Origin of the sequence: Arthrobacter sp. LAPM80 (assembly GCF_046736435.1) — a bacterium.
In the GTDB taxonomy this organism is placed as follows: Bacteria; Actinomycetota; Actinomycetes; order Actinomycetales; family Micrococcaceae; genus Specibacter.
Genome location: NZ_JBCHVD010000017.1, coordinates 66,659 through 78,562, shown reverse-complemented (window position 1 = coordinate 78,562; position 11,904 = coordinate 66,659). Strand labels below are relative to the sequence as shown.

The window sequence follows — 11,904 nt, the reverse complement described above, 5'->3', positions numbered from 1 at the left end:
GCGAAGGCAACCGAATTCCACCGCCTCCTGGGGGTGCCCGGCACCACTCCCGGTGACCGGTGGCAGGGGACAGCATGGGTGCGTCAGGGGTGGTCGAGAGAAAGCGGGCAGCGACTTGAGGTGTTTACCGGACTTCTATGCCGTGCTGCACCTTGGAACCCAGGCCAGCGCCGGGGACATCCGGCGCGCCTACAGGTCCCTGCTGCGCCAACACCACCCGGACACCCGCCCAGCATCGTCCGCACCGGGAGAAGCGGCCGCTGAGGCTGAGCTGCTCCAGGGCATCATGGACCCCCACGCCGTGCTGGGCGACCCGGCCCGACGGGCCCTCTACGACCAGTGCCACCAGCCCCCGGACACGGCACCTAGCCAACCACACAATCCCGGCCCGCCGTGCGGTTCTGGCCAACCACACGGTGCGGGGCAGGGAAGGCCCGGAGCACTGCCGGGGTGGCCGCCGATCATGGTCGGGCACTTGCGGTGGGAACCACCGACCAGAAGATGTAGTTAGAGACTAGGAGGTGTAGTTAGATGAGTGCTTGGCGTCGCTATGACACACCCTTGTTGCCGGCGTTCCATGAACGCTTCGAGCAGCGTTGGGGCGAGGGCACGGCCCCGTTCCTGGACCCCGAACTCCACGAACTACCCATGCCCCGGGCCCAATGGATCAATGCCGACACCGGTGCCGCGCTGGCCGTCGTGCCGGTATGGACCGATGACGACAGTCACCGTTCCTTCGCCGTGTTCTACCTACCCCCGGCAGGAGATATCTGGCTGCTGCGCCCGGGAATCACCGATTACATTGAAACCCAACAAAGCCAGCACATCACCCTGCGAAATGACGCCTTCAAAAAAGCCGTCGATCACGCCAACGCCTTCCTCTACGGCCCCGACGACCACTAATCGCCCACACAACAAAACCCGCGCACGGACGGGCCAGCGGAACCTGACGGGTCGGCGGCAGCTATTGCGCGCCGGGGAGTCGCGGGGCCTTGACCCTGGCGGCCGTGCGGGCCTGCGTGGGTTCCTCACCCGGGCCGTCTGGGGGTGTGTGCATCACTGAGGGTCTGACCCTGCGGGCGCTGAGGTGAACAAGGACCGAGGCCCGGCCGCAGTGCGGGCACGTCGTTTCACTCGGGCCGGTCGGATCCGGGCACGGCAACCCGTCGAGGAAGAAATAATCCTCTTCATGTCCGTGCCCGACCTCCACATGCTGGGCGTCGTGGTCCGCCACCTAGGCGTGCCCACAACCAGTGCACGTGAAAATGAACCGCTCAACCGAAACTTCCTTCAGAATCATGACCCTCTCCCCACGACAATCCCATCCACCGGACCGCTGCCCCTTCCGGCCGGTGTGGTGGCCGGTAATGGGTGCAGCCACCGCGGACGGACGGGGTGGCCCTTAAACCCATAATGCCGCTTCAACCACACGGAATCTATATCACCTCCCATAGATCATGGCTGAAGTACCAGTGGCAACCATCAACCCACCGGGGACCACTGGTGCGTTTCGGGACGGTTGTCCCGCCCACCTTCAGGCGTGCACCGGGACCGGCAGGGCCCCGTCCTGGAGGTCTTTCGTGTCGACACTTTCCTTGTCCGGGTCCATCATCTTCGCCCCACCTTCCTCAGCCAGTCATCGATCTCTGCCGCCCCGGAAATCAGTAACGCCCTGAAGGCTACACCTCGCCCCCTTGCCTGCACGGCTCCGTGCTGAACGTTACTCACCGGCATCAATGACCGTGAATGGTTGCGTTGCTGCCGAGGCACTTTCCTCGACACCGCCATAATGCCGGTTGCCGGCCGTCTTGTATGCCATGGGTGATCCCCGCAGCCCGGCCGGGACGGTACCATCGGCTGTCCAAGTGATGTGAGCAGTAGCCGAACCACGACGGACCCGATGCGGCGAGTGAGAACTCGTTGCAGCGGGGCCGTTGTCATGTGTCCACCAGGGAGTACCCGAGGGAACACGTTGGTGGAACACGACATGCAGATTCAACGCCGAGCACAAGAAATGTTCCACGGACGGTCGTCCACGGACACACCGGTTCGAATAACCGCTGCCAGCGTGCGAGTGGAAGAAACACCTGGCGGCTCTCACCCCGACCCGGACGGCCAAAAAGCTCGGCGCGCTCACAACTGAGATCGTCGACGCCGCCCGGGAAACACCCCCATCGGCCCCTAACCGCGATCAAAACCACGCCCTTATCGAGACGACTCACAGCCAGTGCAGACCATCAATGGAGGGAAGCCCTGACCAATTTCTCAAGACGCTGTAGTTTTACGGGACACTCACTCGGGCGACCAACCGAGAATCCCACACGCCATATTGCCGGATCGGCTACGCGCGTGTTTCCACCCGGCAGCAGTCCACCCGCCGGCAGGCGGCGGATCTTCTGGCTGCCGGCGTTCTAGGTGATGATCTCTATGTGGATACTGGTGTGTCTGGGGCGCGGGCACCGCGTCCGGAGTTTGATCGGGCGCTGGCAGCATTGATCGAGGGTGGCACCTTGGCGATTTCGACGTTGGATCGGCTCGGCCGATCCACGCAGAACATGCGCGCCTTCGCAGAGGAGCTTCGTGCCCGGGGCGCTAGTTTGCGCGTGTTGAACCTGGCCGGCGGGGATGTCGACACCGCAACACCGATGGGGTCGATGTTGTTTACGATCATGGCCGTTTTGGCGCAAATGGAGCACGAGATCAAGCGTGAACGTGTCACAGACTCGATGAGCAAACGCAGGGAAGCGGGGAAGGACCTGGGGGCCGACCCTCCGGGTGACCGACAGTCAGATTCGCAGCGCTGTGCGCCGGGTCGAGGGCAGTGAGCCTGCTGCGCAGGTTGCCTGTGATCTCGGAATGTCCCGCGCAACGTTTTATGGACGATCGCGAACACTCATCGACTCGGCACTGGGCGCATTTTTCCTGAAGCCGACACCAAGCGGCCACGGAACCCCGCCAAGGAACGTCAACCTCCACAAAATAGCCGTGAGGTGAGCCTGATTTCTTTCAAAATGGGAGTCATCTGCCGGTTGCCCCCAAGTCGACAACTCCAGGATAGCCAGAGTCCTAGATAGCGCCATTGCCGATAAGCAAGGTTGGGGGCTGCTGCCGTGGCCGGGACCTATGTGAGCTTAGGACGCCAGGAGCTGGCGCAGGACGTATTGGAGGATCCCGCCGTTTTGGAAATATGCGGCCTCGGCGGGGGTGTCGATCCGCACGACGGCTGTGATGTTTTGGGATTTTCCATCCTGTTCGACTCGCACCAGGACTTGTTTTGGGATGCCGGCGGCGCCGGCGAGCCCTGTGATGGAGTACTCCTCTTCACCGCTGAGCCCAAGCTTTTCTGCGTTCTCGCCGGGGCTGAACTGTATCGGGAGTACGCCCATGCCGATGAGGTTGGAGCGATGGATCCGTTCGAATGAGGTGGCCAGCACCGCCTTGACGCCCAGCAGCAGGGTGCCCTTGGCGGCCCAGTCCCTGGAGGATCCGGAGCCGTATTCGGCCCCGGCGATTACGATCAACGGGACGTTGTTTTCGAGATATTTCCGGGACGCATCGAAGATGCTCAGCTGCTCGCCGTCTGGCAGATGGCGGGTGAATCCGCCCTCGGTACCGGGCACCAACTTATTGCGCAGCCTGATGTTGGCGAACGTGCCCCGGATCATGACCTCATGGTTGCCGCGGCGGGATCCGTAGGAGTTGAAGTCACCGGGCTGTACGCCGTGGTCCAGCAGGTAGCGGCCGGCGGGGGAGTCTTTCTTGATCGCCCCGGCCGGTGAAATATGATCGGTCGTCACCGAGTCCCCCAGAAAGGCAAGCACCCGGGCGCCGGAAATGTCCGTCACCGGTTGTGGTTGGGGTGGCATTTGGTCGAAATACGGCGGTCTGCGCACATACGTGGAAGCATCATCCCAGGCGAACATGTCGGCTGTGGGAATTTGAAGGTTTTGCCAGTTGTGATCCCCATCGAAGACGTTGGCGTAGCCAGCGGCAAACATCTTGGCATGGACTGCTTCGCCGACCACTTCCTGGATTTCCTGGCTGGAGGGCCAGATATCGCGCAGGTAAACGGGCTCACCCGACGTGCCCTCGCCCAGTGAATCCGTGAGCAGGTCAATGTTCATCGTGCCGGCCAGCGCATAAGCGACCACCAGCGGTGGTGAGGCAAGAAAATTCATTTGGGTCTGCGGGTGGATCCTCCCCTCAAAGTTGCGGTTCCCGCTGAGCACCGAACTGACATTGAGATCGTTGGCTGTCACGGCCTGTGCTACCTGCGGAATTAGCGGACCGGAGTTGCCGATGCAGGTGGTGCAGCCGTAGCCAACTAGGTTGAAACCAAGCTGATTCAGATAAGGAGTCAGCCCGGCCTTGTCGAGGTAGTCGGTGACGACGCGGGACCCGGGCGCCAGCGAGGTCTTCACCCACGGCTTTGATCTCAAGCCGTGCTCCACCGCCTTCTTGGCCAGCAGTCCGGCGCCGATCATCACGGAGGGGTTGGACGTGTTGGTGCAGCTGGTGATCGCGGCGATGACGACGTGGCCGTGGTCGACAATAACCGGCTTGGTGCCCGGCAATGTTAATCGAGCCGGATTCGACGGGTACTTTGAGGTAGCTCCGTTACCGTCACTGTCACGGTTCACGGGACGGTCACCCGGGCGATCCCTGTCGCAGGCCAGCGGGTCGCTGGCCGGGAACGACTCGGCCGATGCCTCATCGAGTCCTTCCAGTTCCGCAGGGTCCTCGGAACCCCCGGTGAGGATCGTGCCGATTACCCGGCGAGCATCGGACAGCGGGATGCGGTCCTGCGGGCGCTTGGGACCGGCGATGGACGGTTCCACCCCGGCCAGGTCGAACTCCACAGACTGGGAATAGCTCGCTTCGTGCCCGGCGTCATGCCAGAGCCCCTGCTCCTTGGCGTAGGCTTCCACCAGCTGAATTTGCTGTTCCGGCCGTCCGGTCAGACGAAGATAATCCAAGGTGACGTCGTCGATCGGGAAAATTGTGCAAGTTGAACCATATTCCGGGCTCATATTTCCAAGGGTGGCGCGATTGGCCAGTGGAATGCCAGCCACACCTGGACCGTAAAACTCGACGAACTTGCCGACAACGCCGAGCTGGCGTAGTCGCTGGGCCACGGTCAGGACCAAGTCTGTCGCGGTCACGCCCTCGCGCAAGGCGCCGGTGAGCTTGAGGCCCACCACGGGAGGGATCAGCATGCTCATCGGCTGGCCAAGCATGGCGGCCTCGGCTTCGATGCCGCCGACGCCCCAGCCCAACACGCCGAGCCCGTTGACCATGGGCGTGTGGGAGTCGGTGCCGACCAGGGTGTCCGGATATGCCTGGCGCAGGTCCACGCTATCGCCGCTGCTGGGTCCTTTCGCCGCCTCCCGCGTGAAGATCACGCGGGAGAGGTACTCAAGGTTGATCTGGTGGCAGATGCCAGTATCGGGCGGGACGACGAGGAAGTCGGAGAAGGCCTGCTGTGCCCAGCGCAGCAGTTGGTAGCGTTCCTTGTTCCGGGAGAATTCCAGCTCTGCGTTGGTCGCAAATGCATCCGAAGTGCCGAAGACGTCAGCGATGACGGAGTGGTCAATCACCAGTTCCGAGGGGATCAACGGGTTGATCTTCTGTGGGTCACCGCCCAGCGCTGCCATTGCATCACGCATGGCGACCATGTCCACGACGCACGGGACGCCGGTGAAATCTTGCAGCAGCACGCGCGCCGGAGTGAATTGGACCTCCGAACCATGCTCGGCGGCCGGATCCCATTTGGCGAGTGCGGCCACCTGTTCGGCAGTGACCAGTCGGCCGTCTTCATTGCGGAGCAGATTTTCCAGCAGTATTTTCAGGCTGTAGGGAAGCCGCTCCGAGCCTTCCACTGCATCGAGGCGGAAGATTTCGTAGCTTTCATTGCCAACCGTCAGCGTATTGCGGGCGCCAAAACTGTTCGACATGGGGGCATCCGATCAGGTGTTTTCTTTGGGCAATGCGGACAGGACGTCTGCGTTGAGGAAGGAGATCATGTCCAGTGGGATTCCGACCGGGCACACGGCGGTGCATTCGCCGATCTGTGTGCAGCCGCCGAAGCCCTCGGCGTCGTGTTGGTTGACCATGGCGAGCGCCCGTGAGTGGCGCTCGGGCTGGCCTTGGGGGATGGCGCCCAGATGGTTGGCCTTGGCACCGGTGAACAGCATCGCCGAGCCGTTGGGGCAGGCGGCGATGCAGGCCCCGCAGCCGATGCAGACGGCTGCGTCGAAGGCGCGGTCTGCGTCCTTCTTGGGGACAAGTGTTGCCGCAGAGTCCGGGGCTGCCCCGGTTGGGGCGCTGATGTAGCCGCCGGCCTGGATGATCCTGTCCATGGCGCTTCTGTCCACGATGAGGTCACGCAGGATCGGGAAGGATGCGGAGCGCCATGGTTCGATATCGATGGTGTCGCCGTCGTTGAAGTGGCGCATGTACAGCTGGCAGGTGGTGGTGAGCGCCTCCGGGCCGTGGGCGATGCCGTTGATGACCAGGCTGCACATGCCGCAGATGCCTTCGCGGCAGTCGTGGTCGAAGGCGACCGGGTCATCCCCGGTGGCCGTGAGCTGGTCATTGAGCACGTCGAGCATTTCCAAAAAGGACATGTCGGGTGATATGCCGTCCATGGTGTAGCTGACCATTCGGCCCGCGGCAGATCGGTCGTGTTGGCGCCAGATGCGCACAGTGATGTTCATTTGTAGCTCCTCTGCGCCAACTCGACGTTGTGGTATTCGAGGTTTTCCTTGCGCAGCCGTGGCGGGGAGTTCTCGCCGGTGAATTCCCAGGCTGCGACATAGGCGAACGCATTGTCGTCGCGCAACGCCTCGCCGTCGCCGGTTTGGCTTTCGGTGCGGAAGTGGCTGCCGCAGGATTCCGCCCGGTGGAGGGCATCGATGCACATGAGCTCGGCCAGCTCAAAGAAGTCTGCGACGCGCCCGGCCCGTTCCAGGGTCTGGTTGAGTTCCTCGTTCATGCCCGTGACCTTGACGTCGGTCCAGAACTCGTCCTTGAGCGACCGGATCAGGGTGATGGCGTGATGGAGGCCCTCGGCGTTGCGTTCCATCCCGCAGTACTCCCATACGATGACCCCGAGCTCCTTGTGGAACGAATCAACGCTCTTGGTGCCGTTGATGGCCAGGAGCCGGTGGAGGCGTCCGCTGACCGTGGCCAGTGCTTTTACTGCCTCCGGGTGGGAAGGGTCTGCGGCGTCGGCGGGATTCTTGGCGAGATAGTCGTTGATGGTGTTGGGCAGGATGAAGTAGCCGTCGGCCAAGCCCTGCATTAGTGCGCTGGCCCCGAGCCGGTTCGCGCCGTGGTCGGAGAAGTTCGCCTCGCCGATGACGAAAAGTCCGGGGATGGAGCTCTCGAGGTCGTAGTCCACCCACAGCCCGCCCATAGTGTAGTGCACGGCCGGGTAGATGCGCATCGGCGCCCGGTAGGGGTCCTCGTCGGTGATCTTGTGGTACATGTCAAAGAGGTTGCCGTATTTCTCCTCGATGGCGGGACGGCCCAGCCGGGCGATGGCGTCGGCGAAGTCAAGGTAGACCCCGCGCCCACCGGGGCCCACCCCGTGGCCCGTGTCGCACTGGTTTTTGGCCGCACGGGAGGCCACGTCCCTGGGGACGAGGTTGCCGAAGGCCGGGTACTGGCGCTCGAGGTAGTAGTCCCGCTCGGCATCGGGAATTTCCCGTGGATCCCGGCCGTCACCGACTTTCTTGGGCACCCAGATACGACCGTCGTTGCGCAGTGATTCACTCATCAGCGTCAGCTTGGACTGGTGTTCCCCGCTGGCCGGGATGCATGTCGGGTGAATCTGGGTGAAGCATGGATTGGCGAACAGTGCGCCCTTGCGGTGGGCACGCCAGGTGGCTGTGGTGTTGCATCCCATGGCGTTGGTTGAGAGGTGGTAGACGTTGCCGTAGCCCCCCGAGGCGAGCACGACGGCGTCTGCCAAGTGGGTCTCCAGCGTCCCGTCAACAAGGTCCCGGACCACAACGCCCCGGGCCTTGCCATCAATGACGATCAGTTCGAGCATTTCATGGCGGGTGTGCACCTCGACGGTTCCGGCGCCGACCTGGCGTTCAAGGGCCTGGTAGGCGCCCAGCAGCAGTTGCTGCCCCGTCTGGCCGCGCGCGTAGAAGGTCCGGGACACCTGCACCCCGCCAAAGGAACGCGTGTCCAGCAGTCCGCCGTAGTCGCGGGCGAACGGAACCCCCTGGGCAACGCATTGGTCGATGATCGCGGAACTGACCTCCGCCAGCCGGTAGACATTGGACTCCCGCGACCGGTAGTCCCCGCCCTTGACCGTGTCATAGAACAGGCGTTGGACGCTGTCGCCGTCATTGCGGTAGTCCTTGGCCGCATTGATCCCGCCCTGGGCGGCAATGCTGTGCGCGCGCCGGGGAGTGTCCTGGTAACAGAAGCTCTTGACCTGGTAACCGGCCTCGCCCAGCGTTGCCGCCGCCGACGCACCGGCCAACCCGGTGCCGACAATGATGACGGAGAGCTTGCGCCGGTTGGCCGGGTTGATCAGCTTCGCAGCAAAACGGCGGGCCTCCCACTGGTTCTGGAGCGGGCCAGCGGGAGCCTTCGCATCCTGAATCGGTTCCCCGACCGTGAATAACTGGTCCATCAGCTCACCCATCCTGCAAAGATCACCAGCGGCGGAATCAAAAAGCCCACCAGAATCAACAGCGCGACGACGGTTGCCAGCTGGTTCAGGAAGCGCCGGCGGGCCACCGATGTGTTGGCCCCCAGCGAAGCAAACGCGCTCCAGATTCCATGGCGCAAATGGAAACTGAGAGCGATCAGGGCCACCACATAGGAGAGCACGACCCACCAGATCTGGAAACTGTTGACCATGCGCTGGTAAGGGCTCGTCGAGGTACCGCCTGGCGCAATGTAGTCCGCACTCAGATTCAGGACGTGATAGATGACGAAAAGGCCGATGAGCACCCCACCCCAGCGCATCGTGAACGAAGAATAGCTGCGCTGGACGCCCCGGCGGTTACCACGGCTCTCATACCTCCACCCGCCCTTGCCTGCAGTCGCCGCCCTAGAGCGGTGCCACAGTGTGAATGCGGAAAAGATGTGGGCCAGGACACTGGCCAGCAGTATCACGCGGATGATCCATAACGCGCCCGCGTACGGCAGCAGGGGCTGGCCGATCTCACGCAAGTACGCCGCGTAACCGTCAAAGCCTTCTTGGCCCTCGAAAACCTTCAAGTTGCCATACATGTGTGCCAGCAGAAAAAGGACCATGATCAGCCCGGTGACGGCCATCGCCGCATGAAGTGCCACCGATGACCGTGCTGCGGTGGAGCGCACGCCAGCCTCATTGCCAGTTCCCATGAGCTCACCATAGGCCCGGTCCGGCCAACACGCCAGCATGTGCGTGGTCCGCGGTGGGCAGCTTCCCCCCGTTATCCCGCCGGCGATGCCGGCTTCTGGCCACGGGCGCCGCCCTCGCACTGGCCGACCGGGGCAAGCCCCTCGATCGTATGGCCGGCTTCATCTACGATGAAGTGGTGACCACGGATCAGGAGATGGTGGGCAGGAGACGGATCGTCGTGGCGGTTGCGGCCGCGATTGAACCGGGGTGGGTGTCGGCCATCAGGGCGGTCGATTACAGGCTTAATGTGCGCTATGAACCGCGGCTGTTGCCTGCGCCGGGGTTCCCCGGGCACGGCAAAAGGACCGGTGGCTTTCAATGGAGCCGGGACCATGAATCCCAGTGGCGGGCGATGCTGGCCGAGGCGGAGATCGTCCTCGGTTGGCCCCAGGACAACGCAGGGGACCTGGTGGACCTGGTGCGCACCAACACTGGGCTGCGGTGGGTGCAGGCAACGGTTGGCGGGGTGGGCGTATTGGTGGCTGCCGCCGGGCTGACTGTCCAGGAATTGGACAGGGTACGGATCGCCGGGGTCGACGGAATCCAGGCCGGGCCGCTGGCCGAGTTCGCGATGTTCGCCGTGCCCGCGTTCGCCAAAGGGCTTCCACCCCTGCGCTCCGATTCCCGGGGGCACTCGGGGCAGTTCCCGATGGCAGAGCTCGCTGGGCAGACCCTGCTTGTTCTTCGACTGGGCCCCGCAGGGGCGGAAGTTGCGCGGCTTGGCAAGGCGTTCGGCATGCACGTGCTGGCCATCACCCGGACAGGGAACGGGCGGGCACCCAACGTGGACCGGTTGCGGCCCGCACGGTTTCTGGGGGACATGCTCGCGGTCTCCCACGCCGTCGTCCTGGCCTTGCCCCTGACAGGGAAGACCAGGGGCCTGATCGGGGCCGGGGCGATCAGCCGGATGCGCGCCGACGCGGTCCTGGTCAACATCGGGCACGGTACCGTCATTGACGAGCAGGCGCTGGTCAAAGGTTTGGGGGACGGCCAGCCGGCGGCAACCGTCCTGGACGCCTTTGCCGCCGGAACGTTGCCACCCGAGAGTCCACTCCCGTCCCTGCCCAACGTGTTGATCAGCCCCCATGCCGCCGCAGTGTCCCGGCGCGGGAACGAACGACTTATCGCCTCCTTTACAGCGAATCTCCGCCGCTACCTGGACGGGGAGAAACTTGTTGGCCTTCTCCGGCCGTCCCTGCGCTACTGAGTGGTCCGGGGTTCGGCGGCTGCCAGGACGTCCGCCAGGGGGATCCCGGTGTCTGCCAGGTCTGCCGTGTCGACAGGCCGGCCGCAGCGCACCAAGGCCTTGATGGTCTCGGTCTGGTCCCAGATGTTGATGTTCATCCCTGCCAGGACCTGGCGGTCCTTGAGCCAGAAGACAATACATTCCAGGTCCTCCTTGTCCCCGCGAAAGAGCACCTCGTCGTAGCCGCCCGCGGCCACGTAGCCGGAGTGCTCCATCCCCAACTCGTACTGGTCACTGTAAAAGTACGGCACCTCGTCGTAGGCCGCGTCGGCACCCAGCATGGACCGGGCCGCAACGGCCGGCTGGCTCAGTGCGTTGAACCAGTGTTCGATGCGGACGTGTTTGCCCAGCATCGGGTGGAATGCGTTGGCAACGTCTCCGGCCGCGTAGATGTCCGGGTCCGAGGAGCGCAGGTGTTCATCAACCTTGATTCCGTTCTCCAGCACGAGCCCGGCTGCCTTGGCCAGGGCGGTGTTGGGAACGGCACCGATGCCGGCCACGACAAGATCCGCCGCGATGTGGGCCCCATCAGCCAGTTGCACGCCGGTGGCATGCCGGGGATCATCCCCGGTGATCCGGGCCGCCTGGACGCCGCAGCGCAGGTCCACGCCGTGGTCGCGGTGCAGCTTCGCAAATATATCGGCGGCCTCGGCGCCCAGGATGCGCTGGAGGGGAAGCTGGCCCCGCTCCAACAGGGTGACCTCCAGGCCTGCCGTCCGGGCGGCGGCGGCGACTTCGAGCCCGATCCAGCCGGCGCCCAGGATTGCGACACGTGAGCAGGTCGAGAGCGCAAACTTCAGTTGTTGACTGTCCTCGATGCGACGCAGGTAATACACCCGATGCCGGTCGCTGCCCGGCAGGGAAAGCAGGCGCGGGGAGGCACCGGTTGCCAGCAGCAGCTTGTCATAGCTGACAGGTCCTCCCCGGGCGCAGTCCACCCGGTGCGCGGACGAATCGATCCCGGTGGCCTTGGTGCTGGTGCGAAGTTCGACGTCGTGCTCGGCATACCAAGACTTGGCATGGACAAAGATCTTTTCCCTCTCGGATGTGCCCTGCAGGAAGTCCTTGGACAGCGGCGGCCGCTCATAGGGACGCTCGGGTTCCTCACCCAGCAGCAGGATCCGCCGGGCAAATCCCTCCCCGCGCAGCGCCTCGGCTGCTTTTGCTCCGGCCAGTCCGGCACCAACAATGACGAATGTCTCCCGGGTTCCCATGTGAACTTCTCCTTGTGGCGGCTGTGCCGTCG

General features: G+C 63.8%; 8 protein-coding genes and 1 pseudogene. 4 read left to right on the top strand and 5 right to left on the bottom strand.

Going from position 1 to position 11,904, the window contains the following annotated elements:
* The first annotated feature begins 52 nt into the window (after window positions 1-52).
* From AAGW05_RS15215 to AAGW05_RS15205, 3 genes and pseudogenes are all read left to right on the top strand, one after another.
* Complete coding sequence (locus AAGW05_RS15215) at window positions 53-511, top strand: J domain-containing protein (protein WP_411805402.1); 459 nt, start codon at window positions 53-55, stop codon at window positions 509-511.
* 20 nt (window positions 512-531) lie between these two features.
* The gene (locus AAGW05_RS15210) at window positions 532-903 is read left to right on the top strand and encodes a hypothetical protein (RefSeq protein ID WP_411805397.1); all 372 of its coding nucleotides are present in this window, start codon (window positions 532-534) and stop codon (window positions 901-903) included.
* Window positions 904-2,336: 1,433 nt separating this feature from the next.
* Window positions 2,337-2,895 (top strand): annotated as a pseudogene (locus tag AAGW05_RS15205) (recombinase family protein); the annotation flags it as partial.
* 236 nt (window positions 2,896-3,131) lie between these two features.
* Here AAGW05_RS15205 and AAGW05_RS15200 read toward each other — a convergent pair.
* The 4 genes from AAGW05_RS15200 to AAGW05_RS15185 are packed head-to-tail and all read right to left on the bottom strand — an operon-like array spanning window position 3,132 to window position 9,372.
* Window positions 3,132-5,954 (bottom strand): aconitate hydratase, encoded by a 2,823-nt coding sequence (locus AAGW05_RS15200; protein WP_411805396.1) that lies wholly within the window; start codon window positions 5,952-5,954, stop codon window positions 3,132-3,134.
* 12 nt (window positions 5,955-5,966) lie between these two features.
* Window positions 5,967-6,716, bottom strand: coding sequence for a succinate dehydrogenase/fumarate reductase iron-sulfur subunit (locus tag AAGW05_RS15195; protein WP_411805395.1), 750 nt, complete (start codon window positions 6,714-6,716; stop codon window positions 5,967-5,969).
* Window positions 6,713-8,665 (bottom strand): fumarate reductase/succinate dehydrogenase flavoprotein subunit, encoded by a 1,953-nt coding sequence (locus AAGW05_RS15190; protein WP_411805394.1) that lies wholly within the window; start codon window positions 8,663-8,665, stop codon window positions 6,713-6,715. The genes AAGW05_RS15195 and AAGW05_RS15190 overlap by 4 nt, the downstream gene beginning before the upstream one ends.
* Window positions 8,653-9,372, bottom strand: coding sequence for a succinate dehydrogenase cytochrome b subunit (locus AAGW05_RS15185; RefSeq protein WP_411805393.1), 720 nt, complete (start codon window positions 9,370-9,372; stop codon window positions 8,653-8,655). The genes AAGW05_RS15190 and AAGW05_RS15185 overlap by 13 nt, the downstream gene beginning before the upstream one ends.
* Window positions 9,373-9,548: 176 nt before the next feature.
* On the opposite strand from AAGW05_RS15185, the gene AAGW05_RS15180 reads away from it, so the two are divergent.
* Window positions 9,549-10,619 (top strand): NAD(P)-dependent oxidoreductase, encoded by a 1,071-nt coding sequence (locus AAGW05_RS15180; RefSeq protein ID WP_411805392.1) that lies wholly within the window; start codon window positions 9,549-9,551, stop codon window positions 10,617-10,619.
* Here AAGW05_RS15180 and AAGW05_RS15175 read toward each other — a convergent pair.
* Window positions 10,613-11,872, bottom strand: coding sequence for an NAD(P)/FAD-dependent oxidoreductase (locus AAGW05_RS15175; RefSeq protein ID WP_411805391.1), 1,260 nt, complete (start codon window positions 11,870-11,872; stop codon window positions 10,613-10,615). The two genes, AAGW05_RS15180 and AAGW05_RS15175, sit on opposite strands and share 7 nt — an antisense overlap.
* Window positions 11,873-11,904: the final 32 nt, after the last annotated feature.

Coding starts and splice junctions, on each gene's coding strand:
- AAGW05_RS15210 (WP_411805397.1), top strand. CDS start 532: ATGAGTGCTTGGCGTCGCTATGACACACCCTTGTTGCCGGCGTTCCAT.
- AAGW05_RS15200 (WP_411805396.1), bottom strand. CDS start 5,954: ATGTCGAACAGTTTTGGCGCCCGCAATACGCTGACGGTTGGCAATGAA.
- AAGW05_RS15195 (WP_411805395.1), bottom strand. CDS start 6,716: ATGAACATCACTGTGCGCATCTGGCGCCAACACGACCGATCTGCCGCG.
- AAGW05_RS15190 (WP_411805394.1), bottom strand. CDS start 8,665: ATGGGTGAGCTGATGGACCAGTTATTCACGGTCGGGGAACCGATTCAG.
- AAGW05_RS15185 (WP_411805393.1), bottom strand. CDS start 9,372: ATGGGAACTGGCAATGAGGCTGGCGTGCGCTCCACCGCAGCACGGTCA.
- AAGW05_RS15175 (WP_411805391.1), bottom strand. CDS start 11,872: ATGGGAACCCGGGAGACATTCGTCATTGTTGGTGCCGGACTGGCCGGA.